The organism is Cerasicoccus frondis (assembly GCA_031296915.1).
GTDB classification, from domain to species: Bacteria; Verrucomicrobiota; Verrucomicrobiia; order Opitutales; family Cerasicoccaceae; genus Cerasicoccus; species Cerasicoccus frondis.
On sequence record JAVDPC010000042.1, the window covers coordinates 15743 to 39411 of the forward strand.

The 23669-nt window shown below is 55.8% G+C and carries 24 protein-coding genes; 17 read left to right on the plus strand and 7 right to left on the minus strand.

From position 1 onward, the window contains the following. Positions 1 to 40 precede the first annotated feature (40 nt). The 5 genes from RBB63_RS21860 (at position 41) to RBB63_RS21880 (ending at position 5495) form a co-directional block, all read left to right on the plus strand. A complete protein-coding gene (locus RBB63_RS21860; RefSeq protein ID WP_309387422.1) occupies positions 41 to 1492 on the plus strand; it encodes a circularly permuted type 2 ATP-grasp protein in 1452 nt (483 codons plus the stop codon). A gap of 116 nt (positions 1493 to 1608) precedes the next feature. Further along, complete coding sequence (locus RBB63_RS21865) at positions 1609 to 2622, plus strand: alpha-E domain-containing protein (RefSeq protein WP_309387423.1); 1014 nt, start codon at positions 1609 to 1611, stop codon at positions 2620 to 2622. A 104-nt stretch (positions 2623 to 2726) separates the two neighbouring features. Beyond that, positions 2727 to 3080 (plus strand): hypothetical protein, encoded by a 354-nt coding sequence (locus RBB63_RS21870; RefSeq protein WP_309387424.1) that lies wholly within the window; start codon positions 2727 to 2729, stop codon positions 3078 to 3080. Between the two features lie 101 nt (positions 3081 to 3181). Further along, on the plus strand, positions 3182 to 4042 hold the full coding sequence (locus RBB63_RS21875; RefSeq protein WP_309387426.1) for a transglutaminase family protein: 861 nt from the start codon (positions 3182 to 3184) through the stop codon (positions 4040 to 4042). After that, entirely contained in the window at positions 4026 to 5495 is a 1470-nt protein-coding gene (locus tag RBB63_RS21880; RefSeq protein WP_309387428.1) for a tetratricopeptide repeat protein, read from the plus strand. Before RBB63_RS21875 ends, RBB63_RS21880 begins: the two co-directional genes overlap by 17 nt. Before the next feature lie 14 nt (positions 5496 to 5509). Here RBB63_RS21880 and RBB63_RS21885 read toward each other — a convergent pair whose 3' ends face one another. Then, entirely contained in the window at positions 5510 to 6754 is a 1245-nt protein-coding gene (locus RBB63_RS21885; RefSeq protein ID WP_309387429.1) for a carbohydrate porin, read from the minus strand. A gap of 106 nt (positions 6755 to 6860) precedes the next feature. Here RBB63_RS21885 and gad point away from each other — a divergent pair, with 106 nt between their 5' ends. Further along, positions 6861 to 8258 (plus strand): glutamate decarboxylase, encoded by a 1398-nt coding sequence (gene gad / locus RBB63_RS21890; RefSeq protein WP_309387430.1) that lies wholly within the window; start codon positions 6861 to 6863, stop codon positions 8256 to 8258. A gap of 101 nt (positions 8259 to 8359) precedes the next feature. Here gad and RBB63_RS21895 read toward each other — a convergent pair whose 3' ends face one another. Genes RBB63_RS21895 through RBB63_RS21905 form a run of 3 tightly spaced genes read right to left on the minus strand, consistent with a single transcriptional unit; the run spans position 8360 to position 10892 of the window. Then, the gene (locus tag RBB63_RS21895; protein WP_309387432.1) at positions 8360 to 8965 is read right to left on the minus strand and encodes a hypothetical protein; all 606 of its coding nucleotides are present in this window, start codon (positions 8963 to 8965) and stop codon (positions 8360 to 8362) included. 14 nt (positions 8966 to 8979) lie between these two features. Next, a complete protein-coding gene (locus RBB63_RS21900; RefSeq protein WP_309387433.1) occupies positions 8980 to 9960 on the minus strand; it encodes a hypothetical protein in 981 nt (326 codons plus the stop codon). Positions 9961 to 10001: 41 nt separating this feature from the next. Then, complete coding sequence (locus RBB63_RS21905; protein WP_309387435.1) at positions 10002 to 10892, minus strand: ParA family protein; 891 nt, start codon at positions 10890 to 10892, stop codon at positions 10002 to 10004. A gap of 408 nt (positions 10893 to 11300) precedes the next feature. Here RBB63_RS21905 and RBB63_RS21910 point away from each other — a divergent pair, with 408 nt between their 5' ends. Beyond that, a complete protein-coding gene (locus tag RBB63_RS21910) occupies positions 11301 to 12002 on the plus strand; it encodes a hypothetical protein (protein ID WP_309387437.1) in 702 nt (233 codons plus the stop codon). Positions 12003 to 12132: 130 nt separating this feature from the next. Continuing rightward, on the plus strand, positions 12133 to 12879 hold the full coding sequence (locus RBB63_RS21915) for a lipoate--protein ligase family protein (RefSeq protein WP_309387439.1): 747 nt from the start codon (positions 12133 to 12135) through the stop codon (positions 12877 to 12879). Positions 12880 to 12960: 81 nt separating this feature from the next. Here the strand turns inward: RBB63_RS21915 and RBB63_RS21920 are convergent, their stop codons facing one another. Further along, entirely contained in the window at positions 12961 to 13962 is a 1002-nt protein-coding gene (locus tag RBB63_RS21920; RefSeq protein ID WP_309387440.1) for a hydroxyacid dehydrogenase, read from the minus strand. Between the two features lie 91 nt (positions 13963 to 14053). Continuing rightward, positions 14054 to 14974: a metallophosphoesterase gene (locus RBB63_RS21925; RefSeq protein WP_309387441.1), complete on the minus strand. Its 921-nt coding sequence runs from the start codon at positions 14972 to 14974 to the stop codon at positions 14054 to 14056. 145 nt (positions 14975 to 15119) lie between these two features. Between RBB63_RS21925 and ribB the strand changes: the two genes are divergently transcribed. After that, entirely contained in the window at positions 15120 to 16226 is a 1107-nt protein-coding gene (ribB, locus tag RBB63_RS21930) for a 3,4-dihydroxy-2-butanone-4-phosphate synthase (RefSeq protein WP_309387443.1), read from the plus strand. A gap of 19 nt (positions 16227 to 16245) precedes the next feature. Here ribB and RBB63_RS21935 read toward each other — a convergent pair whose 3' ends face one another. Beyond that, the gene (locus tag RBB63_RS21935; protein ID WP_309387445.1) at positions 16246 to 17049 is read right to left on the minus strand and encodes a PEP-CTERM sorting domain-containing protein; all 804 of its coding nucleotides are present in this window, start codon (positions 17047 to 17049) and stop codon (positions 16246 to 16248) included. Positions 17050 to 17208: 159 nt separating this feature from the next. Between RBB63_RS21935 and ribH the strand changes: the two genes are divergently transcribed. From ribH to RBB63_RS21975, 8 genes are all read left to right on the plus strand, one after another. Further along, positions 17209 to 17781, plus strand: a complete 573-nt coding sequence (gene ribH / locus RBB63_RS21940; protein WP_309387447.1) for a 6,7-dimethyl-8-ribityllumazine synthase — start codon at positions 17209 to 17211, stop codon at positions 17779 to 17781. A 12-nt stretch (positions 17782 to 17793) separates the two neighbouring features. Then, positions 17794 to 18255 carry a transcription antitermination factor NusB gene (nusB, locus tag RBB63_RS21945; RefSeq protein ID WP_309387448.1) on the plus strand — a complete coding sequence of 154 codons (462 nt, stop codon included), beginning with the start codon at positions 17794 to 17796 and terminating at the stop codon, positions 18253 to 18255. A 12-nt stretch (positions 18256 to 18267) separates the two neighbouring features. Then, positions 18268 to 19203 (plus strand): signal recognition particle-docking protein FtsY, encoded by a 936-nt coding sequence (ftsY, locus tag RBB63_RS21950; protein WP_309387449.1) that lies wholly within the window; start codon positions 18268 to 18270, stop codon positions 19201 to 19203. A 126-nt stretch (positions 19204 to 19329) separates the two neighbouring features. Next, positions 19330 to 20091, plus strand: a complete 762-nt coding sequence (locus tag RBB63_RS21955; RefSeq protein WP_309387451.1) for an SDR family oxidoreductase — start codon at positions 19330 to 19332, stop codon at positions 20089 to 20091. 74 nt (positions 20092 to 20165) lie between these two features. Beyond that, the gene (locus tag RBB63_RS21960) at positions 20166 to 21278 is read left to right on the plus strand and encodes a PEGA domain-containing protein (RefSeq protein ID WP_309387452.1); all 1113 of its coding nucleotides are present in this window, start codon (positions 20166 to 20168) and stop codon (positions 21276 to 21278) included. A gap of 27 nt (positions 21279 to 21305) precedes the next feature. Beyond that, entirely contained in the window at positions 21306 to 21617 is a 312-nt protein-coding gene (locus RBB63_RS21965) for a DUF4177 domain-containing protein (RefSeq protein WP_309387453.1), read from the plus strand. Between the two features lie 37 nt (positions 21618 to 21654). Then, positions 21655 to 22533: a CsgG/HfaB family protein gene (locus RBB63_RS21970; RefSeq protein ID WP_309387454.1), complete on the plus strand. Its 879-nt coding sequence runs from the start codon at positions 21655 to 21657 to the stop codon at positions 22531 to 22533. Between the two features lie 123 nt (positions 22534 to 22656). Continuing rightward, on the plus strand, positions 22657 to 23571 hold the full coding sequence (locus tag RBB63_RS21975) for a PEP-CTERM sorting domain-containing protein (RefSeq protein WP_309387455.1): 915 nt from the start codon (positions 22657 to 22659) through the stop codon (positions 23569 to 23571). Positions 23572 to 23669: the final 98 nt, after the last annotated feature.

A 23669-nucleotide genomic window follows, 5' to 3' on the forward strand; every position in this document is an offset into this window, starting at 1 on the left:
TTACACCGACGCGATAACCTGCTACGACAAACCTCACAATATGGATTTAAGCGCCTATCAAACTGACGGCTTCTTCGACGAAATGTTTAGCGCCCCTGGCGTCGTCCGGCCCCACTACCAAAAAGTGATGGAGCGGCTGGAGTCGCTCAATCTCCAGGACTTTGAGCAAAAGCAGCAGGCGGTAGACCTCCTCTTTCTGCGCGCCGGGGTGACGTTTACAGTCTACTCGGACAATCAAGGAACAGAACGTATTTTCCCGTTTGACCTGATGCCGCGCATCATACCGCAGGATGAATGGGAGTTCCTCGAACGTGGGCTCAAGCAGCGCATCGTCGCGCTGAACATGTTCCTGCACGATATTTACCACGATCAGAAGATCCTGAAGGACGGCGTCATCCCCCCGTCTTACGTGTTGTCGGCGAAACACTTCCGCCGCGAGTTCGTCGGCTCGGATGTGCCGAAAGATATTTATATCCACATTTGCGGTTCGGACCTGATCCGCGACAAGGACGGCCGCTACCTTGTGCTTGAAGACAACGGTCGCTGCCCTTCCGGCGTTTCTTATGTGTTGGAAAATCGCCAAGCCATGCGCCGCGCGTTCCCACACCTCTTCCCAACGGCGGGCGTCCGCCCCGTGGAGAATTACGCTGAAAAACTGCTCAAGATGCTGCGCAACATCGCGCCGCGCGGGCAGGACAATCCCACGGTCTGCGTGCTGACGCCCGGGGTTTACAACAGCGCTTATTTCGAACACTGCTTCCTGGCGCGCCAGATGGGGGTCGAGATCGTGGAAGGCCGCGACTTGCTCGTCCGCGACTTCAAAGTCTACATGCGCACAACCAAGGGCCTGCAGCAAGTCGACGTGCTTTACCGCCGCATCGACGACGACTTTATCGACCCGAGTGTCTTCCGACCAGACTCGATGCTCGGCGTCCCGGGCCTCGTCAACGCCGTCCGCGCAGGCAACGTCGCCCTGGCCAACTCCATTGGCACCGGCGTCGCCGACGACAAGGTCATGTATTACTTCGTGCCGAAGATGATCAAGTATTACCTCGGCGAAGACCCGATCCTCGACCAGGTCGAGACCTACCTTGCCTCCGAGGAGAAGGACAAAAAGCATATTTTGGCGAACCTCGACAAGCTCGTGGTCAAATCCGCCAACGAAGCTGGCGGCTACGGCATGCTCATGGGCCCGTGGGCTGAAAAGGAAGAGATCGAGCGCTTCCGTGTGGAGATCGAGCGCAACCCGCGCAACTTCATCGCGCAGTCGCCGATTTCGCTTTCTCGCCACCCCACCTGGACACCGGAAACCGAGCAATTCGAAGGACGCCACATCGACTTCCGCCCCTACATTCTTTACAGTGGCCCGGACGATATCTCGATCATCCCCGGCGGCCTGACCCGCGTGGCGCTCAAACGCGGTTCGCTCGTGGTTAACTCCTCCCAAGGCGGCGGCTCCAAAGACACCTGGGTCCTTTATGGCAATGAATGATTAAAAAGTTCGAAGGTTTGCATGTAGGAAAGTTTGAAAGTGAGTAACGAGTAAAACGATCGCCCAAGCATCAACCTTCGAACCTTCAACATACAAACTTTCGAACCTACCTATACATGCTTTCCCGCGTCGCAGATTCCATTTACTGGCTGGCCCGTTACATCGAGCGCGCCGACAACCTCGCCCGCCTGGTCGAAGTCAACCTGCAGCTCTTGCTCGACTTTCAGGACCTCGACAACGTGAAACTGAAAGAGCACTGGGATCCCGTGATCCGCTCGACCGGTGACGAAGAGCAGTTCTACGAGCTCTATGACGAGGCCAACAGCCAAACCGTCACGGAGTTTCTCACCTTCAATACGGACAACCCGAGCTCCGTCATCAGTTGCATCGCCGGCGCCCGCGAAAATGCCCGCATGGTGCGCGACCAGATATCCAGCGAACTCTGGGAAACAATCAACAACCTGCACCTCTTCCTCAAGTCCAACGACGCCAAGCAGGTCTGGGAGAGCGGCGCTTACGAATTCTACGACCGCATTAAGGACCAATCTCTCCGCTTTCAGGGGCTCTCCGCCGCCACGCTCCCGCGTGACGAATGCTACGACTTCATGCAGTTTGGCCGCTTCATCGAGCGCGCTGACAAAGCCACCCGCATGCTCGACATCAAATACCACATTCTGCTGCCCAGCCTGCAGGATGTCGGCGGCGCCGTGGACACCGCACAGTGGGTCGCCCTGCTCCGAGCCGCCTCGGCCTACGACGCCTACCACGCGCAATACCTGGCCAACATCGATCCGGCTAACGTCGCGGAATTCCTGATTTTCTCCAATACCTTCCCCCGCTCAATCCGCTACTGCATGCACCAGCTCAACTCGCGCCTGCACAATATTTCGGGTTGCCCAATCGGCAACTACTCCAACGAAGCGGAAAAGCTCGCGGGCAAGCTTTTAAGCGATCTCACCTTCTCCAGCGTGCAGGATGTCATCAACTACGGCATGCACGAGTGGCTCGATGGCTGCCAAGAACGCCTCAACGAAATCGGAGCGGCAACTTACCAGACCTACATGTTCCAAAAGCCGATCGACCTCGCAGAGGAAATTCAACAGCAGCAGCAGCAACAACAACAACAGTAACTGCGCCCCTGGACCGTTGGGTTTACCCATTGCCAAATGCCAATCGAACGGTTTTAGGTCGCAAGAACGGGAACCAACCATATCCCGAGTGGTCTAAATTCTGCATGATTCGTTCCACTGCACTGTCCATCATGCTGTCTCTCTCATCCGCTTCGGCAGAGGATATTATCCTTTCCGAATCGGCACGCGACGAAATCGTGAGTCAGTTTCAGATTGAAGCAGATTACTACCGTAGCAAGGCCGCTGCGCTCATGCAAAAGTATGAGCCGCCGGCCAGTGAGGAAGTTGCCGTTAACCGTGTGGTGCTAGACGTATTAAAAATCCGCGCCGATCAGGAGGCCTCATACCTCGGTCGCCTACAGAAGGCCGATGAACTTGACCAAGCGGCAATTGGCGTAAGCGAGCTTTACCTGGCGCACATCCAGCGCGAAATCTCACGCTTGGAGCGCAGCGTGTAGCGCTTCTGCGGAGTGTGTGCCAACGCGAACAGTTTGGCTAAAGCTTTAGCTTGCCATTCTCCGCTGTAGATTATCCTTTAGCGGGCTAGGTAACGACCCGCATGTTGTTGAATATTCTCCATCGGACGACCTATCGTTACGCGCGACCCGCCCGGGAAAGCTTTAACGAGGTGCGTCTTCAGCCCATTGATCAAACCGGTCAGCGGCGTTTGTCCTTTTCGCTGACCAGTAACCCACGCAGCGCACAACGCAGTTATCTGGACCTCTATAAAAATTACGTCCACATCCTGGAGTTGCCGACGCCCCACACGGAGCTTACCATTGAAGCGCGCTCTGAAGTCGAAACCGCGCCAACGCCACTCCCCCTCCCAGCCGATCCAGCGAGCCTGGGCGACCCGATGCTGGCGTTTGAGCTCCATGATTTCCTGATGGATACGCAGTTCGTTTCGCTATCCCCCGAGCTCTGGCGCTGTGCGGTAGACTGCCTCCCAAATGGCGTTAGCGAGATCTGGACCGACGTGAATACGCTGAGCGATTGGGTATTTGCCAATTTTGAATACGCGCCCGGCGCAACCCACGCCCACACCACCGTCAATGAGACACTGGCTGACCGCCGTGGCGTATGCCAGGACTTTGCCCACATTCTCCTCGGTCTGTGCCGGAGCCATGGCATCCCTGCGCGTTATGTAAGCGGCTATTTCTTTAATGAACAGTTCGATGAAGCCATCGGCGGCAGTGAAGCCTCCCACGCCTGGGTGGAAATTTATCTGCCGCAACAAGGCTGGTTTGGCATCGACCCAACCCACCGTCGCCCAGTTGACGAGCGTTACGTGAGCATCGCCGTTGGCCGCGACTATGCGGACATCCGCCCGATCAGCGGCGCTTACCGCGGCGCCCCCGAACGCGAGATGGACGTGCATGTCCGCGTAACCCAAAAGACGCCCAATGAAACTGCGATTTAGACGAAATCTGAAAAAGCTGGGCACGACCGGCCCAGGTGGTCTCTTCCGGCTCAGTAAAGACAAGAGCAGAACCCGCGCTCACCTGACGCTCCACATCGACCCGGTGCGACTGCTCGTCCTGCTTGGCATACTGGCGATCATTGGCTACATTGGCGCCGTGATTGCCGCCTATTCCATTCGCAGCAAGCGGCCACACAATCAGATAACACTGATGGATATTGCCCTGCCCTGGAATTGGTCGGGCCTCGATGAAAAAGCGGGCGAAACGAACCTCGCTCACGGTAAGGCCTTGTTCGAAGAGCAAGACTACAAAAACGCTCTTTACCTGCTGCGCAACGGTCTCAAGCGCAAACCGGACGACCTCGAAGCTCGCCTGATGCTCGCCCAGCTAAACCACGCGATTGGCGCTTCCGAAGACGCCACCAACATTCTGGATATCGGCTTGAATTACGGCTACCCGGATGACCCCAAGTATACGCAACTGCTGCTTGTGCTGCTCGCGCTGCGTGAAGACTTTGAGTCCATCAGCTCCGTGTCGCGCAAACTCCGGGCATTTCCTGAAGTGAAGGAAGATCCCGAGCTCTGGGAGAAACTCGCCGATATCGAACTCAACGCCTTAAAGAAGATGCGGAATTTTGAGCAGCTCCTCATCTACGCGCAAGATATGCGCAAGATTGATCCCGATGAATCCCGCTACGTAGATCTGGAGCTTCTCTCTAAAATCAAGCTTGGCTTTATCGATGAGACGCTCGCTGAAATGGACGAGTTATCACTCGCCCGAAAACACTCTCCACAATATCGCTACCTCGAGGCGATGATCGCCCTGCAGACGGATGACGCTGAAGCCCTCGAAGACCACATTGACGCGATCATGCGTTGGCCCACCAAACCTTATCCACTTCAGGCGCAGACTGTGCTGGAGCTTGATTACGCCAACCTGCCCGAACAGCGAGACCAACGAATTGACCAATACCTGAAGCAGTATTCGCACGCCTCCCCCCCGCTGATCATGGGCCTGCGCTTGTTTTATCAATTCCTGACCGTGGAAGAAGTCGATGCGCTGCTCGAGCAAATCGCCAGTCTGTCGCCAGATGATGATAGCAGCCTCCAGCTCATCGCCATTCAATCCCGCGTGCTCGCCGGTCGCTACACAGAAGCTCGGCGCTTGTATGACGCCTGGCTCAGCGAAGCCAGTGAAGAGCAAACCGCTCGTTTACAGTGGCTTGGACAACTGTTAATCACTCTGGAGGAGAAACGTCAGGATGATCGAGTAGCCTTGTGGGAAACGATGCACCAACGTCACGCCAACGACGCCTATCAATTGGCAGTCCAAGCCCTGATGGCGGCGGACGACTTTGAAACTGCAGAACGCATTGCTGAAAACGGCTTACAATTCTACCCACACGATCTCGAGCTAGCTGAAATGCGTCGTGAAGCCCTCGCACAACGTTAGGGAGTGTTTCAAAATTAAAAAATCACACCGCATTGAACGCCTACCACGACGGCGTTGTCGATCGTGTGAAAGCCGCTCGGCGTGAGAATGATCTGCAAGTCCGGCTGGATGCTGAACCATTCAGTAACCTGCACAAGGTAAGTTAATTCAATATTGGTTTCCTTGTTTTGGCCAACTAACTGATCGCTAAAATAGACGACACTGCCGCCAACCGCCAAGGCGTCATCTGGTCGTCCAGGGATAAGCCCTTCGTAAACGAATCCCAGGGAATAAAACCAGGGCGCTGACGCCACGCTTTGCGGTCCCGTCCAGCTTGCCAGCGCCCAGCCCGTCAGGCCGACGCCATCGGGCGTATCTCCTGGGATCAATTGCTGTTCGAGTATGACCCAAGCCGCCGCAACGCCATCCTTAGTCAATGCTCCGGGCTGTGGCGCAAGGCGCGGCATTGCAGCGGTGTCATAGTAGCCGCCAATTTGAATACTGCCCCTTAAAGGCGTTTCATCAAACAGCGCCGCCTTCCAGCTGTATTCGACCTCTCCCATGAAAAGCGTTCCCTCTGCTGAGTCGAAATCGAAGTCGACTCCCGCCTTGCTCGAATCCGTGATCGTGGATTTGGATGCATTGGCGGCGCCGAGGGAGAACTGCCACTGATCCGTCGCTTGCCAAGCCCCGGTGGCCATCCAAACAGCTCCGGGAAAGCCTGAAAAATTCGGATCAGCCGCACTTAAATTCCACGGATTGTCATTAAACGCCAGGCTCACAAAGTAGTCCCACAATGGACTCGCCGCATAATATGCTTCCGGCGTCAAGCGACCAGCATACGCCTCAAAGGAATCCGTTTCGTAGCTCAAGTACAAGTGCGCCAATCCGATATCGACGTCCCCACTGAACAGTGTAGAGGGGTTGACGGCATTGCCAATGTCAGTCGCTAAATTACGCCCCTCAGCATTATAGCCCAAGACGGTGAATCCCCATCCTGTCAATGCCGGCTCCTCCAGCATCGTTGCGAAATCCAAAGAAACGCCGATCGAGCCCAGGGTCGAGTAGCGCACTTTCTGACTCAGGCCACCCGTTGGATTGCCCAACACATCCACGTAATAATTACCGATAAAAGTGATGCCCGTTTGCTGGGCAAAATCATCACGCCAGCCACCGTAATCGAACAAGTAAGGACCAGCCACCCAAGTGTTGACTGATAGAGAGTCCTCATCCGTCGCCGACTCCTTGTCGGTTTTTGCATTGGCAAGCGACGCCAACATGACCATGCTCGCTAACAACCAACCGTAACGAAAGTTTATGGTTATCTTTTGGTTACGACTGAATCCGGCATTGCCCTCCATCCTGTAAACACCCTACTATTGCACCATGAAAAAGGTCAAGCACCTCGAATCACATAACGAACCTCTTCACTTTACTTACGCCGACCGTCACATGGATGAGACGGTCTCCAAATACGAGATTCCGGAGTCCGGAATGGATGCACGGGTTGCCTATCAGGTCATCAAGGATGAGCTAAACCTCGATGGCAATCCCGCACTCAATCTCGCCAGTTTCGTCACGACCTGGATGGAGCCCGAAGCCGATGAGCTACTAAAATTTTCGGCCAACAAGAACCTCGTTGACCAGGATGAGTATCCGCAAACCGAGGAGATTCACCAGCGCGTCGTCAGCATGATGGGCCGCATGCTCAATGCCCCCAAGGATTGCGATCCCGTTGGCACCTGCACTGTCGGCTCGTCCGAGGCCATCATGCTCGGATTGCTCGCCCACAAGTGGAGCTGGAAAAAGCGTCGCCAAGCCGCTGGCCTTTCCACCGACAAGCCCAACGTGGTCTTCTCCGCCGACGTCCATACGTGCTGGGAAAAGTTTGCTCTCTATTTCGATGTGGAAATGCGTGTCGTGCCCCTCAAGAAGGATCAGTTCTACATGACCGCAGACCAACTGGATGGCTTCGTCGACGAAAACACCGTCGCCGTCGGCTGCGTCATTGGCACGACCTTCACGGGGCAACTAGACGACGTGCGCGGCATCAACGCCTACCTCAAGAAGCTCAAGGAAGAAAAAGGCTGGGATATTCCGATTCACTGCGACGGCGCTAGCGGCGGCTTCGTGGCGCCATTTGTTTACCCGGAGGTTGAATGGGATTTCCGCCTTGAGCACGTAAAATCAGTCAACATTTCGAACCACAAGTTTGGTCTCGTTTACCCGGGCATCGGCACAGTCGTCTTCCGCGACCGCAGCGACCTGCCGGAAGAACTGGTTTTCAATATCACCTACCTGGGCGGCAACATGCCCAACTACAGCCTCAACTTTTCCCGCGCCTCCTCAATGGTGCTGCTTCAGTATTACAACTTCCTGCGCCTCGGCAAGGACGGCTACCGTCGCATCATGAAGAACATCATGGACAACGCGCAGTATCTGGAGGAAAAGCTGCTCGAACTGGAAGTTTTCGAGCTCCTCAATGAATCAAAATACCTGCCCACCGTCACCGTGCGCCTGAAAGATCACGACGCAGACAATAAAATCATTTATCTGCTCAGCGATCTTCTCCGACAGTATGGCTGGATCGTCCCCGCCTACTCCCTGCCGGCCGAAGCCGACAGCGTTCATGTGCTGCGCATGGTGGTAAAGGAAAACTTCTCGCGCGACATGGCTGAGAAATTCGCCACCGACATGAAACTCTGCATCGACAAACTCAACGAAGACGCTGTCGACTACGAGAAACTGACTGAAGAATCCCGCACCAAAGGTCGCATCTGCTAAGCAGTGTCACGCGAGACGAAAAACTCATTAAAAAAAGCCCTGCGTTGCGGGGCTTTTTTGATGGGTGTGAAGTTAGAATACCTTACAGCGGGGGACGGGGGCTAGCCCTTTAGCTTTTTCTCAAGCATACGTAGTTCTTCGGTGCGCTGTTCGAGTTCAGTTTCTTCCTCTTGCTGAGCCATCATTTTTTCAAACAGCGCCGCCTCGGATTCCTCAATAAACGCCTCACGCTCTTTCAGTTGCTCCTTGGCTTCCTGCAGGGCTTGTTCACGCTGCTCCAAGGTCTCGCGCAAGTGCTCAAGCGCTTGTCGCTCTTCTTCGGAAATTGATCCACTACTCGATTCATCGGAACCAGCTTCGGCTTTTGCCTTCTGAAATTCGCTCATCTTAGCCGCGAGCATTTCCTGCTTAACCTTGAGCAGGGCTTCGCCCTCCCAGATATCACGCTCACGCTCGGCGAGCTTGGCTTCATAGTCTGCGGCATTGCGCTCACGCTCCAGCAAATCAGCCTCCAGCTTACGCAGGCTTTTCTCCAGAGAATCAATTTCTGCTTTGGCCATGTGATCATGCTCATCAAATGGCGCACGGGTGCGGCGCATGATGAGATCAATCGTTTCCTTAGATTTGAGCGAAGCTTCTGCGGCCTGTTGCAGTTTAGGCCGTAAACTGATGACTCTCTTATTCTGCGGTGGTTTTGGTGCAGTCATGCCTTCACGGCCTATTATTTACGGCCAAACAGGCGAGCAAAGAAGCCGCCTTTCTTTCCAGTTTCCATCGCTGGCAAGTCCGCCACAGCATTTTCTTTAAGATATCGTGTCGTAATGTGTGCGCAGATACATTCACGCTCTGGCTCGTCGACAACCATAAAGACACGCTCCATTGTCTTGCCGCCTTTAATCTCAATCGCCAGTTGCTTGTATTGCTCCGGGAAGTAATCGCAGATTTCCTTCAGCTTACTCTGCAGGATATCTTCCAGTTGAATGACTTGATCTTTATTCAGTCGGGCTTTGCTTTCCTGCGAGTCGGTCATATTGCCATAGCCAAACTTCTTCAGCAAAGAGCACTTTTCAACGTCGCTCAGTTGGTTGAGCAGCAGGCCGATGCACTCAGGGAGGTGTAGGCCGAAGCTACCCGGGCGAAATGGGATAAACTTAGCCAACGTCTGCTGATCTTCCGTGGTCAGTGCGTTGAGCAAGCCCCGGAAGTCACCGCCGATAACGATGTTTTGCGCCATATTTTGCGCAAAATGACCAAAATCCTTCAGCGTCTTAATGTCTTCGTTTTGACAGAAAGACAACGTATCAGCGGACAAACCACTGAGCGTCATTGGGAAATCCTGAGGGATCTTCAGGCGATTGATGTTCTTTTCGAGCGTGCGGTCCACTGTAGCGTGCGCATCAACGGTCGCCACCATATCGCCGAAGGGATCATCGAACGCCTGGGTTTCACGCAAGATGTGGATCAGCAGATCGATGCGTCCTGGCTGATCCGCCAAGCCTGGCAACTCCTGCAGTTCTTCCCAGGTAAAATCAATGTACTTGGACGGTGTTTCGCTAGAGCCCTTGATCGGCCACTCCTCAATTTCCAAATTTTGGGACAGACTAAGCAAATTTGTGTCCACCATCAGTGACGTGGCGAACGCAAGACGAATTTCGTCCCAGTCATCCTTGTTGTATCGAAGCGTTGGCGATTCTTCAGACATGTTCTCCTAACTATCCCGTCTAATATAACTTTTGCAAATGATTACCAAGAAATAGCGTGACGGTCAATCTCCGCTGCAAGGCGCGCATAGTCCTTAACCACGCTATCTTCTTCCTGAGCAGCCTGCCCCACCAAGCTGACCGGGAGTCCCAATGTCACCGCACGACGCACAACCGTGGCGTCCCGGATCATGGATTCAAAGATTTTGGCATCCTGCGAAACGCGGCGCTGGTTGCGGAACTGGTTCATACGCAACTGCATACGCATCTTGGGAACCTCGATGTCAACGTTGGCTTTGATCGAGTTAAAGATAATGCCACGGACTGCTGCTGGCGGCGCCATACCAGAGGTGCGGAAGCTCGCAGCACGCTTGTGAAAAAGTAGTAATTTTTCTACAAGCAGCGTAAAGCCGATCAAACTGAGGGCATCCGGGTTGGATGGAACATAGATTTCCGAGCTGGTGAAGACACCGCACTGGGAGGCGTTGAGGATGTTCGGCGGACAGTCAAAAACCACGTAATCGTAGTCATCCTCAATCTCTGTCAGTTGATCGTGAACGATCTTATAGTGAGGCTGTTGTGGATCGCCCTTGTACTCATTTTCCAGATCAACGAGATTGAAAGTGGTGGGCACAATATCGAGCCCCGGCAGCACTTTTTCGCCGGTTTTGCTCTGAACGACGTCCTTCACGACTATTTCGTTAATTCTGGACGTGCCTGGCTCAAAAATTGAGTAAACGGACCCGGCGCCATTGATGTTGAGCTTGTTCCAACGATCTAAGCGCATCAGCCAGATGCTGGCGTTAGACTGCGTATCAAAATCGAACAGCAGCACTCGCTTACCCTTGTGCGCCAAACAGGCGGCAGTATTGACGATGAGCGAGGTTTTGCCCACGCCGCCTTTATAGTTTAGGAAACAGATTTTACGTGGCATAGAAAAGAGAGGTGTTACGGGTGATTCGCAATCGAAATGACTCAGAACGTTGAATGCAAGCTTTTCACCGTCAAAATACTAGATATCTGGCGACCAAAGTCCGCGCCGTTGCAAGTGCCTCTTATCGACACATTGCAGATCAAGTCAAGCCGGAGGTTGCCACGAACCTGACCGACCCCACTTTTTAGTGTAATTTTTATACGAAAAGTCTGGCGTTAGCAGTGATTGGTAAGCTTAAAGCTATATAGACCATCACCAAGTGGTCACGTCATCACCGTTCAATCCGCCAATTTAGGGTTGAATTTAGTATATAACCTACTTAATGTTCATTAATCAGCGTAAAAGAACGCCTGTGAAACCCTTTAAAATAGCGGGCGTCGTTCACAATAATCTCTACAGGAATCAGATATGAGAAAGTTCAAGGTTGTTACCCGCATCACCAATTACGTCTGGGCGGAATCCCCGGAAGATGCGCGGAAGTTCCACGAGGACCTAATTCGTAAAGGTAAAGTCACCCTCGAAAAGGACGGTGAAACGACCGTTAAATTTTCCCGGGCTCTAGGGGTCCAGTTTCTGGAAGCGCCTGAAGATATTTCAAAGTCCCGCGATCCGATCGAAAAGCCACGCCCGCTGGACTGGCTGGAAATCGAGCAGGACGGCATGTCCCTGATCGCTCTCGTCACCAAACTTTCCAAGCGCCGTGTTTACTATTACGAAGCGCTCACCCAGACCCAGCGTTCGATCGACCGTGACGCTTGGGCCAAGTGGGCCGGCAGCCACAAAGTGCACCCGAGCTATCAGGAAAAGTTGCCGCCGTTCATCATCCATGAGTGCGTGCGCATCCACCGTGAAAAGGGTCTCATTTCCGACCACGGCGGCACCCCGGACTCATCCGTCATCCTCGCCACGCTCGAAAAGTACGGCTACGAGCCAGACGACTACGAGTTGCAGAACGGCTACTGGGCGGAAAACATTCTCGATAAGGAGCTGAACAATTACATTCTGGAAACTTCCAGCAAGGCTGGTCCTGCCGCCCCAGGCGATGAAGTTGACGAATGGGACATTCAACTCGGGGACGATCTTCCAACCTTGGACGAACTATCCAAGTAGAGCGCTCCCGCCATCCATTTCAAAACCCGGCGCTCCTGCGTCGGGTTTTTTTATGGACTTGATCCAAGGACTGCGATGAGACCTGCCCCCACAAACGCAGCAAGCCTTTTAAACCTTTTAGCTTCCTTCCATGCACCTACTTCCCACCCGAAAGCTTTCCGCTGCCGCCAACATGGCTGTCGATCAGTTGCTGCTGGAGCACTATCCCGAGCCAGACCAACCGCGCTTTCGCCACTACGAGTGGAGTTGCCAGGCATTTACCTTTGGCCGCACCCAAAAATTCGCCGAGGCCGAGCAACGCCTGCCCGTCCACACCACTTGGCGTGAAGCGCATGACCACTTTGCGGAGAAATTCCAAATCATCCGACGTTCCACCGGAGGCGGTGTCGTTGACCATCGGGACGACTGGACTTACGCGCTCGTGGTTCCCACCTCACACGCACTCGCAAAACTCAAAGCGGGCGAAGCCTATCGCGAAGTGCACAACATCCTCGCTTGGGCTCTCAAGGCGCAAGCGGTCGAAGCGACCCTCTCCCCCTGCCCTTGCACTGACCACGCCACTGACGAATCGCCCGCATTAGCCGCAGCGGTTTGCTTTCAGCGCGCCGAGCCAGGTGATGTCATCGACGATGATGGCGAGAAACTAGCAGGCGCGGCGCAGCGACGCACCCGGGACGGCCTGCTCATGCAGGGCAGCATCCAGCGGGCAACCATCCGCAGCATCAACTGGACGCGATTTGAGGCCGATTTCACGGGCGCACTGGCCGAATGGCTGGGAGGCGCCGCCACCAAGCAGCCATTTCCCAAGTGGAAACAGCAAACGTTGGCCGACCTCATCGCCCATTACGAATCCAAGGACTGGAATCAACGCCGCTAGCCAGCCTCCGGCTGGACCGATTGATTGGCGTAGCACCCAATGCGATGAGCAACATGGCCCGGAAGCCAGGTTGATTATAAATTAGGCAAGCGTGGCGGCGCGCTCGCGGCTGATTTCCCAGCGAAGCGGCTCCCCTGCCACCATGCGATCATATTCCGCAATCATAAACTGAGACATCCGCCGGCATTCGTCAGCCATGGACCCGGCAATGTGCGGCGTGAGCATGACGTTGGGCAGGGTGTAAAATGGCGAATTCTCGACCGGCGGCTCCGGGTGAGTTACATCCAAGATCGCTGTGATATCCGGGCGCTCCTGCAGCACGCTAATCAGCCCTTCTTCATCGACCACTGCGCCACGCGCTGTATTGATAAAGCTCGCATGCGATTTCATTGCGGCAAAATGCTCGCGCTTGAGCATTTTTTCCGTTTCCGGCAACCAGGGAGTGTGGCAGGAGACGACATCAGCCTCCGCAAAGACAGCCTCCAGCGAACAGAGTTTTACGCCCAACTCCTGGGCTTCCTCGGGTGAGAAAAATGGATCATAGGCAATGACCTTCACGTTCAACGAACGCAGGCGCTCCACGACCAAGCGACCGATTTGCCCAAGAGACAGTAGACCTACCGTGCTTTCAAACGCCCCCGGAACAGTTTCCCGGTCAAACGCCCGATAGGACTCCGCCTTCAAATCCTGGCTCAGACGCACTGCGGTCCAAGCCTGTTTCAGGCACAAAATCACTTGAGCAAATGTAAACTCAGCCACCGGATAGGCATTGGCGCCCCAAGCGCTGAACATGCGCACGCCTGAATCCCAAAAAGCCTCGGTGGTAAAGCCCTTTACCGACCCAGCAGCATAAAAGACGGCCTTCAAATTTTTGGCGTTCGCCATAAACTCCGCGTTCAGGCCAGGCATTCCCCAAGTGCCGAAAATATAGTCTGCATCCGCGTAGAGTGCTGGATCCAGGCCAACACCGTAAACGTGTGGCGCCTTGACCACGGACAACCGCTCCTCGAGCATGCTCGTTTCCTTGGGGCCGTATACCACGTCGATGCGATCCGGCTGACCTATGATAACTGCTTTCATCATCTTCATGAATATGGCAAAACAATTTAGATAAGCGAAGCCGTAAATCTTAAGTTCATCAAAGTCACGATTTGGTTTACAGGTATTTCATCAACTAATTGCATAACTTAGGGCGCAAAATATGGCGCACGATCTCAGGGCGGCAATTGAAGCGCGCCGCGACGCCGCTACAACCGACGCCACGCGAAGTATACCCCTCCATGTCTCCTATACGCCAAGCTCCTTTCACGCGCAAACGGGAGCTTCGCGAATGCGTCACCACGGGCAGGCCGCCCGGCAGGCACAACTGACCGCCATGCGTATGCCCGCATAACAGCGCGTCCACCCTACCGCCACTCGCTGCTTCAGGGGCGAGCACCGGAGCGTGCGACAGCAATATAATGGGAGGACGAGTCGGCGCGCAGGCCGCTCGTACGCCAGCCAAGGCCCGGTCCAAATCGTGAGACTGAAAATAATGCGGATCATCAACGCCGACCAGCCAGATCTCGTCATCACCTCGCCGAATCGGCGTCGCCTCGTTGAGCAGCAAACGAATCCCAAGCGCCTCCAAATCTGCCGCCATTTTAATTGAATCATGGTTGCCTAAAACCCCGTAATGCGGCGCGCTTACCGCAGCGGCGATCTGACTGATCTCCTTTTTCGCTACCGGCCACTTATTGTGGCGGAGCATGAAGTCGCCCGTGTCCACACAAAGGTCATAGTCGGCATTTTCCAGTACCCGCAAGATGGCGGGAGTCAATGCCTCCGGGAACAAATCGATGTGCAGATCTGACATTTGCAGAATGCAAAATCCGTCAAAGGCAGGCGGAAGGTTGCGAACTTCCAATTCTCTCGTCACCAGCTCAATGTCGCTGAAATTACGTCGCGCTCGGATCATCAGACCCGTGACTTCTAGCGCTTTAATAATGATGCCATGCAGCCCTCGATTCAATCGCTCGCGGCGGGCAAATTTTTCCAAGTCCGCACCCCTGCGATTTTCACGGGCCCACCGACGCTCGAAAGACGCTTGCCCCATGCGCATAGCCAGTTGTTCCAAGTGACGCTCCAATTCCATTCGCTGTCCGGATGATTTGCCCCCCTCCCCTCCAGGCAATCCAAAACCCCGGGAAATACCAATGACGCGACTTTACACCTGCCAGTGGGCGTGCCAAGGTGCCTCCATGGAAAACTCCCCGCAGGATGAGCATTTTGATTCGATTGAAAGCGCGCTGGCCGATGTCGCCAATGGCGTGCCTGTAATCGTGACCGATGACGAGTCTCGCGAAAACGAGGGCGACCTGGTCCTCGCTGCCGCCAAAGCCACCCCCGAAAACATCAACATGATGATCCGCCATGCGCGCGGCCTCATCTGTGTGCCCACCATCGCCCCGCAATTGCGGCGCCTGGGCATCCAGCGCATGGTGGCTGAAAACCGCGAATCACACGGCACGGACTTTACCGTGAGCGTCGACGCCTCCGAGGGCATCACGACCGGCATCAGCGCCTACGACCGCTGTGCGACCATCAAAATATTGGCCGACCCGAATGCGACATCGGACATGCTCGTGGCGCCAGGTCACGTGTTCCCGCTGCAGGCGCGCCCGGGAGGGGTGCTCCAGCGCGCAGGCCATACTGAGGCCGCTGTCGACTTGGCCCAACTCGCGGGCCTGCACCCCAGCGGCGTCATTTGCGAAATCCTCAATGAAGATGGCTCCCTCGCCCGTGTGCCGGACCTCGTAAAGTTCAAGCAGGAGCACGGCCTGAAAATGGTTTCCATCGCTCAGCTCATCCACTACCGCCATCAACGCGATAAACTCGTCGAATGCGTGGCGAAAACAACTTTTGACAGCGAATACGGCGTCTTCGACCTGCATGTATTCCGCAGCTTCCTCGATGACCGCCAGCACATCGCGCTTTCCCTGGGCAACATTGGCCCAGAGCCGACCTTGGTCCGTGTTCACAGCGAAAACCTTTTGGGCGACTTGTTTCGCGGCAAGGGCATGGGCGGGTTCAACTCGCTAAACCAGTCACTTGAGCGCATTGCCCGCGAAGGTCATGGCGTAGTGGTTTACCTGGAGCAGCCCGGCGGCGGCGTGAAGGTGGAATCCGAAGCCGGCAGCTTGGCGGTTCAACGGCGCGGCATGGATTTCCGTGACTATGGGATTGGCGCTCAAATCCTCTCTGGACTCGGCCTCAAGCAGATCCGTCTGCTCTCCTCCAGCGACAAGCCACGCGTGGTCGCGCTCGACGGCTACGACCTGGAAATTGTTGAAATGGTCGGGCTCTAAACGACCAACCCCCTGTGGCCTACCGTCGACGGCGCACGTAAACGATGCCCAAAACCGCAACACCAAGCAACATCGCGTAAGTCGAGGGCTCGGGAACAGGCGTCACAGTCAAGCGCGCAGCGGCCAAGCCGGCCCAACTGCCTGCGCTGGAGTCATTCACGCGGACATCCAACGTGCCAGCCCCACCAACGGTTACCCCGGCGACATTCATGTAGCGCGCGGCATCGTTGCCATCCTCTAGTGCACGGAAAACCACATCCTGAGTGGTGTTGCCCACCCAATAGGCGGCAGACGTGGCCGTGCCGTCTTTTTCCAGCACATTCAGACCAAACCAGGATACGCCGCCATCGAGAGAATACTCATAAAAACCATAAGATCCAGACGTGCTGTTGCGCGACATCCACAAGTCAATATCGACGGTATCCCCCGGCGTCAGATTGCCAAAAGTGATGGTGAAATCCGTGTCCACATTGGTGCTGGTAAAGAAGTAGTCCGCAGCGGCGGCGGTATTGGCTAAAGAGCCATCCGTCGTGACCCACGAAGGGCCGCCTGTGGCATTGTTAAAGGTGTTCGCATTGCCATTGGAGGAGTCCGTCATCGTCCCGGAGTGGTTCAGCGTCAGCCCCATGCCGGTTGAGCCGATTGTATCCGCGATTTGGCTGCCATTCACGCCGCTGGGCGCCGTGTAGGCATTCCACGCGCTAGCGCCGCCAGGGTAACCATTGGAGTTGGCCACGTTGTTAAAATCGATGAGGAAAACATCTGCTTGGGCCGAGACTGACAGTAATGCAACGCTCGCCAGAGAAAGGGTATAGAACTTCATTTGGGGCATATAGAAACACTACTTTTTCCGAGCATCACTGTAAAGTGCATTCAAGGCAAAATTTCGAAGTGGCGCCAGACCCGTCGCGGAGGCTGATTTTCTTATCGCCAAAGCCGCCTCCGATGCCCACTGTCCTTCCCTTGCCCAATTGCCAAAACCATGAGCGAGCACCAAGCACAGTTTGACGACCTGGACGCCAGCGACCTGTATTTTTCCATCATCGCCGCCCGTTACAACGGCGAGCTGATCGATGTGCTCATCCAGCGAGCCGTTCAAACACTGGTCGACCACGGAGCCAACCCGGAGAACATCGACATCAACCGCGTCCCCGGCTCCAACGAGATACCGTACCTGGCCAGCATGCATGGCCTCACCGGACAGTATGACTGCATCATAGGCTTGGGCGTCATCATCAAAGGCGGAACCACGCACGACGAGGTCATCGCTCACTCCACCGCCATTGCGCTGCACTCCGCGGCCATGACCAACGAGACGCCGATCATCAACGGCATCATCACCGCCAACACCGAGGAGCAGGCCATCGACCGCGTCAAAGGCCCCCTCGACCGCGGCGCTGAGTTCGCCCGCGCCGCCATCGAAATGGCCCGCCACAAGCTCGACGTAGTGGAGACCCTCGACGAGCTTGAGGAAGCCGAGTTTCTGGAAGACTACACCAGCAGCGGTGACGATGACGACGATGACGATTTAAAACGACTTTTCCGCAAGAACTAGCTTTTTACGACCATGAGCGACCAGCCCACCAGCAAGCCGCCCAGCGCCCGACGCCAAAACCGCGTCGCCGCAATGCAATTCCTCTACATGTGTGAGTCCAACGACCCACAGGACCTCGGCCAAGCCCTTCGGCTCTTTTTTGAGAACCAGGAGAAGGAGCGCGACTATTATTCGTTTGGCGAAGAGCTCGCCGCCGAAGCCTGGGAAAAGCACGAGGAAGTCGACGCCGTCATCCGCGAATATGCGCACAACTGGTCCTTCGAGCGCATCGCCAAGGTCGACTTGGCCATCCTGCGCTTGGCGTTGTTCGAGCTTAAATACCGCCTCGATATCCCCCCCATCGTCACGATCAACGAGGCCATCGACCTGACCAAGGAGTACTCCGACCCCGAAGCGCGCCGCTTCATCAACGGCATCCTCGACCGCTACAAGGGCACCCTCCAGCGCCCTCTCCGCTCCGCCGCCACGAAATAAGTTTTTGCAGCCATGGCGATGAAATCCTTCCTGAGCCGGTTCAATGAGGGCCTTAAGCGCACGACGCCCACTTTCTACAAGGCCTTTGGCAAGGTGGGCGGCGTTTTCAGCGGCAAGAAACTCGACGAAGACGCCATCGACGAGCTCGAAGAAGCGCTCTACGGAGCGGACTTCGGCGTCGAGACCGCGACTGAGATCATGGACGAGATTCAGGCCGCCTACAAAAAGGACAAGTCCTTGCGCGGTCAGGACGCCGCCGCCATCGGCGCCTCCGTCCTCCGCCGCGTCCTCGATGGCGCCGAACCGCCCGAAAATTTCCTCTCTGGCGCGAGCCCCGAAGTCATTTGCCTGATCGGCGTCAACGGCTCGGGCAAGACGACCACCACCGCCAAGCTCGGCTGGCGCTTTACCGAAAACGGCCAAGGCGTTGTCATCGGGGCATGCGACACCTTCCGCGCCGCCGCCAATGAACAGATTAAATCCTGGGCGGACCGCCTAAACCTCGACTTGATTGCCAGCCACCATGGGGCCGATTCCGCCGCCGTCGCTTTCGACGCTTGGCAGGCCGCCAAAAACCGTGGCCGCGACGTGCTCATTCTCGACACTGCGGGCCGACTCCACACCAAGGGCAACCTGATGGAGGAGTTGAAGAAGATTCGCCGCGTCCTCCAAAAGAACGACGAAACCGCGCCACACCACGCCTGGCTCGTGCTCGACGGCTCCATCGGCTCCAACTCCATCGAGCAAGCGCGCAAATTCCACGAAGCGTTCGGCCTCACCGGCCTCGTCATTACCAAGCTCGACGGCACCAGCCGCGGCGGCGCCCTCGTCGGCATCTACCGCGAGCTCAAGATCCCGATTTACTTCGTGGGCCTTGGCGAGCAAAAGGAAGATCTTCAGCCCTTTAGCGTCGACAACTATGTCAACGCGATCTTCGGCTTGGATTAACTCGTAGCACAGGCATCTCGCCTGCGTGTTACAGTCAGTTGGAATTCGGGACACTGGCGGGACGCCTATGCGACAAATTCTGTTCGCGGGGTTGCTTAAAAGCCCAGCGCGGTTAGGGTTGCATTCATGGCAACTGAATATCCCCGCATCGCAATCGTCACCGGCGCCACATCGGGCATTGGCGAAGCCACCGTTAAGGAGTTCATCGAAGCTGGTTACGCCGTCATCGGCACGGGCCGAACCGCCGCGAAGCTCGAAGCGTTGGAAGCCGAGCTCGGCAGCACGTTTGCCGGGCTGGCAGGCGACGGCGCCGACCCCGCAGTAATTGATGGATTATTCGCCCTGGCGAAAGCCAAGTTTGGCGCCGAACCCGACATTGTGGTGGTCAATGCAGGCCGAGGTCTGGGCGGCTCGGTGAAGGACGCCGACCTGTCTGAGTTTGAAGACATGCTGCGCATCAACGTCACTGGCGCAATTCGCCTCATGCAAACGGCGGCACAGAAAATGGCAGTCGCGCAGCAAGAGCATTTCCCCAAGAAGGCCGCCGACATCGTGGTGATCGGCTCTGTGGTTGGCCGACAGGTGTCGCCGTTTAGCGCAGTCTATGGCGGCTCGAAGTTTGCCATCCACTCAATGGCTGAGGGCCTGCGCCGCGAGGTCGGCCCGCTGGGCGTTCGCGTGACCACTGTCGCGCCGGGTATTGTCATTAGTGGTTTTCAGGATGTCGCCGGCTACAGCGATGAGATGCTGCAAACCTTCGAAAAGAAATTTGCGCCGATGCTTGTGGGCAAAGACATCGCCGAGGCGATCCACCATGTGGTCGCACTGCCGCCACATGTCCACATGAGCGACATCGTGGTCCGTCCCACTCGGCAGGACTACCCTTAAGATCGTTGAGAACGGCCTGCGCAAACCTCGCTTTTCCTTTTGATTCTCGGGCAATCTTGATTACGCTGTGATTCATGCCGATACCGTTATTTCGTTTTCTGCTGATCTCACTGCTGGCTGCCGCCAACGCATTTGGCCAAACCGAGGGGCGCAAGACTGCCGTTTTCGTCAATAACTTGGCGGGCATCGAGCTCGCCGATAAAGCCAATGCGCTGGAGTCGCTGCTAGCAGCGAACCTCAATGGCCAGGGTTTCAACGTAATCAGCCGGCAAGAGGTCGTAAACTCGCTGGAAAGCGCACCGGATATCGAAGACTTGGGCCGAGCGCTGGCGTCCAGTTCCTCCGCCCTGCGCCTCGCACAAACGCTGAATGCGGATTACCTGATCGTCGCCAACCTTGTTTCCTTCGGCCAGCGCAATGTAAAATATAGGGGCTACGACATCGCCACAGCCAACACCACCTATACCCTCCGCGTGTCCTACAGCCTACTGGAAGCCAGCGGGGGGGCGGGTCTCGTCGGCGAAGAAATCTCCGTTTCCGAAACGCTGCGCGATAACGAGAGTATCGAAATCGTCGACACGGACCTGCTCAACGGGCTGCTCACCGAAGCCGCTGCGCTCATTGCTCAAAACGCCCGCGAGGAAGCCCAACTGGGCAACATCCCCGTGGCGCCACAGCCCGCAGCGCCCGTCAGTTTTGCAATCACGCCACGGCTGCAGGATATCGCCATCCCCAACGTGATCATCGACCAAGATAACGTCGTCACTTTGTCTGCGGAGAAATTTCCCATCGAAGCAGTGGGTGTGGATGTGGAGTTGGACGGCATCGTGATCGGCAGCGCCCCTGGCACGCTTGAAGCCCGCCCAGGCCTACACCAACTACGCCTGACCCGTGACGGCTTCGTCAGTTGGGAGCGCAATGTAAATCTCTACGACGGCTTTGTCCTCGTGGCGCAAATGAATTTCTCCGCCGACGGCCTGCAACAATGGCAGGAAATGAGCGCCTTCCTCCAGGATTTACAAAGCGGCCGCGAACTCAGCGACGCCGAAGCCGAGGAAATTCGCGGCAAGGCCGAAGCGCTGCGTCAGAGCGGTTTCCGCGTGGACACCAATCAGGCGCCCAGCTTCATCTACGAGAACAGCCTTTGGGGAAGTCCATTTCCAGTTCCTTATCAAGAAGTCGAATAAAGCGGCTCCACTGCACGTTGAACGGCCATGAAAAAATCATTCCTCACCCTCGCCGCTGTCTTAACGTTAGCCCTCGCCTCCACCTTGTTGGGAAAGGTCACCATTAACCAGCCCGGAGATTCTCCAACGTCCCCCAGCGCCGCAGCAGCAGTGGAAATTGTCCCCACCCGGGTCTCTTGGGAATACGACACTTATGAGGGAGGACGCCCCCTGTCCGAGAGCCAATTGAATGGCTACGGTCAGAAAGGTTGGGAGTTAGTCGGCTTCACCGCAGTTGGCTACGATCCAACCACCAGCGCTGGAGCTCGCTATTATTACGTGTTCAAGCGGCCCAAATAAGTTGAATAAACCACGCACCACATTCGTTTAACCGACCATGAAACCAATACTCGCCCTTTTCACGCTACTTGCCGCAACCGGTACCGCATTCGCCGACAAACCCACGCTGGCCATTCCACCCGTCAATGTCTCGCCCGCGATCCAGCAAAGCAAAGGCAATCCAGCAGAGAAAGAAGCGCTGCCGCAGGTCATCGACTCCCTGCAAAGTCAGTTGCTCGCCTCCTTTGGTCAGACCGGCAAGTTCAATGTCGTCAGCCGGACCGATCTGCCGCCGCTCATACAAGAACAGACGCTTGGTCAGTCGGGCAATATCAACCAGAACAGCGCGGCTAAGCAAGGTGACATCTCCGGCGCCAGCTACGTGTTGGTCGTGGGAATCGACTATTTCAACGTTGTTAGTGAACGCGCAAATTTTGCGTCCATCGCCCGCGAACAGCATCGCACGATGATCGGCGTCAACGCCGTGAGCCGACTTTATGACGCCAACACCGGCGTGCTCGTGGCCAGCGACACCTCATCCGTCGATGGCAATGACACCCGCCAGTATTTCGCCTTTGCTGATCGCGAGGGCAACCTCGAGAGCATCGTTTACAATAAAACAGCTCAGGCGCTCGCCCAACAAATTGCCTCCAACATCACCGCAGACCTTTACCCACCCAAAGTAGTCGCCAAGACGGGCAAGCAAATCACCATCAATCAAGGCTCGGCGCATGGCTTCAACCCCTCGGGAGCGCCCATGCTGGTCTACGCAGTGGGGGGGGATATGATCGACCCGGATACCGGCGAATCACTGGGCCAGGAAGAAGTGTTTTTAGGCAGGGCTACGATTCTGAGACAGGACGAGCGTGTGACCATCGCAATTCTCGATGAAGACAATGGCGTCGAACGCGGGCACATCATCCGCGTTGGCAATTAAAGCAGTAATCAAGACAAGCATGAGCGATTAAGCCATGCATCTGCACGGAGAAGCCATGGTAAAGCAAGCGGTTGATATGTATAATTAGGCTTAAATCAATTAGCCCTAATTATCGATCTACCCATGAATAAAACAGCGATTATTTCTCTTTCTCTCCTGCCTACGCTTCACCTTTCGGCCATCACTTGGGATGGCGGTGGCGGCGATGGCCTCTGGAGTAACCCACTCAACTGGGACGGCGATGTCCTCCCCACCAGCGACGATAATGTCGTCATCGACAACGCCACCGTGACGGTGGACTCCCCCGCCTCCGCCAAACAGATATCCCTCGGCAACAGTGGCTCAAGCACTGTAACGCTCAACGTAAATTCGACGCTCAGTTACTTTGACCAATTTGGCGCATCAGACTGGGGTGTGGTCGGCGACACCATCAGCGTCAATGTCGGCTCCGGCGGCTTGATTGATGGCGGCGAAGCCAGCCGCATCGAAGGCACTGCGACGGTGACGATTGGCAGCGGCGGCATGATTACCGGCGTTTATCGCCAACGGATCGACCCCACTATCCTGCTCGACGGTGGCGTTTACCGCTTCTCAGGTAGCAGCACCGGCAACCCGATCGGCACCTACGCCCTCAATAACGGCTCGATCAGCGGCGCCAGCGGCACGCTTATTTTCACCGCTACCGGCGATGGCTTAAACCTCAATATCCAGCCATCGTCCGGCGTGACGTTTGACGTCGATCAACTCACGATTCAAATGGAAATGCTCGATGGTTATACGCCTCAAATCGGTGACTCATTCGACCTCTTCAATAACGGCGGCGCCTTCGACCTCGGCGACGGCTCCAACATCGCTTCCGAAACCGCAGACGGCAATTGGCTGATCACCTGGGACACTTCTCAGTGGAACCCAGGCACCGCTCTGGGCAAGGGCGTCATTTCCATTGCTGATGTCTCCAGCATCCCCGAACCGGAAACCTACGCGGGCCTTCTTGGCCTGGCTGCATTGACGATGCTTGCCCTCCGCCGCCGCAAATAAAGCCTTCTTTGGATTAAAGAATTAGAGCACTTTTCATCTAGATTGGCCGAGTCAGGTGGGGTATAGATTGGATGCAGCGCAAGGCGGCTTTGATTGAG

Bases quoted from the DNA above. Each gene is read 5' to 3' on its own strand.
- RBB63_RS21860 (WP_309387422.1), top strand. From the start codon at position 41: ATGGATTTAAGCGCCTATCAAACTGACGGCTTCTTCGACGAAATGTTT.
- RBB63_RS21865 (WP_309387423.1), top strand. From the start codon at position 1,609: ATGCTTTCCCGCGTCGCAGATTCCATTTACTGGCTGGCCCGTTACATC.
- RBB63_RS21870 (WP_309387424.1), top strand. From the start codon at position 2,727: ATGATTCGTTCCACTGCACTGTCCATCATGCTGTCTCTCTCATCCGCT.
- RBB63_RS21875 (WP_309387426.1), top strand. From the start codon at position 3,182: ATGTTGTTGAATATTCTCCATCGGACGACCTATCGTTACGCGCGACCC.
- RBB63_RS21880 (WP_309387428.1), top strand. From the start codon at position 4,026: ATGAAACTGCGATTTAGACGAAATCTGAAAAAGCTGGGCACGACCGGC.
- RBB63_RS21885 (WP_309387429.1), bottom strand. From the start codon at position 6,754: ATGTTGGCGTCGCTTGCCAATGCAAAAACCGACAAGGAGTCGGCGACG.
- gad (WP_309387430.1), top strand. From the start codon at position 6,861: ATGAAAAAGGTCAAGCACCTCGAATCACATAACGAACCTCTTCACTTT.
- RBB63_RS21895 (WP_309387432.1), bottom strand. From the start codon at position 8,965: ATGACTGCACCAAAACCACCGCAGAATAAGAGAGTCATCAGTTTACGG.
- RBB63_RS21900 (WP_309387433.1), bottom strand. From the start codon at position 9,960: ATGTCTGAAGAATCGCCAACGCTTCGATACAACAAGGATGACTGGGAC.
- RBB63_RS21905 (WP_309387435.1), bottom strand. From the start codon at position 10,892: ATGCCACGTAAAATCTGTTTCCTAAACTATAAAGGCGGCGTGGGCAAA.
- RBB63_RS21910 (WP_309387437.1), top strand. From the start codon at position 11,301: ATGAGAAAGTTCAAGGTTGTTACCCGCATCACCAATTACGTCTGGGCG.
- RBB63_RS21915 (WP_309387439.1), top strand. From the start codon at position 12,133: ATGCACCTACTTCCCACCCGAAAGCTTTCCGCTGCCGCCAACATGGCT.
- RBB63_RS21920 (WP_309387440.1), bottom strand. From the start codon at position 13,962: ATGATGAAAGCAGTTATCATAGGTCAGCCGGATCGCATCGACGTGGTA.
- RBB63_RS21925 (WP_309387441.1), bottom strand. From the start codon at position 14,974: ATGGGGCAAGCGTCTTTCGAGCGTCGGTGGGCCCGTGAAAATCGCAGG.
- ribB (WP_309387443.1), top strand. From the start codon at position 15,120: ATGGAAAACTCCCCGCAGGATGAGCATTTTGATTCGATTGAAAGCGCG.
- RBB63_RS21935 (WP_309387445.1), bottom strand. From the start codon at position 17,049: ATGAAGTTCTATACCCTTTCTCTGGCGAGCGTTGCATTACTGTCAGTC.
- ribH (WP_309387447.1), top strand. From the start codon at position 17,209: ATGAGCGAGCACCAAGCACAGTTTGACGACCTGGACGCCAGCGACCTG.
- nusB (WP_309387448.1), top strand. From the start codon at position 17,794: ATGAGCGACCAGCCCACCAGCAAGCCGCCCAGCGCCCGACGCCAAAAC.
- ftsY (WP_309387449.1), top strand. From the start codon at position 18,268: ATGGCGATGAAATCCTTCCTGAGCCGGTTCAATGAGGGCCTTAAGCGC.
- RBB63_RS21955 (WP_309387451.1), top strand. From the start codon at position 19,330: ATGGCAACTGAATATCCCCGCATCGCAATCGTCACCGGCGCCACATCG.
- RBB63_RS21960 (WP_309387452.1), top strand. From the start codon at position 20,166: ATGCCGATACCGTTATTTCGTTTTCTGCTGATCTCACTGCTGGCTGCC.
- RBB63_RS21965 (WP_309387453.1), top strand. From the start codon at position 21,306: ATGAAAAAATCATTCCTCACCCTCGCCGCTGTCTTAACGTTAGCCCTC.
- RBB63_RS21970 (WP_309387454.1), top strand. From the start codon at position 21,655: ATGAAACCAATACTCGCCCTTTTCACGCTACTTGCCGCAACCGGTACC.
- RBB63_RS21975 (WP_309387455.1), top strand. From the start codon at position 22,657: ATGAATAAAACAGCGATTATTTCTCTTTCTCTCCTGCCTACGCTTCAC.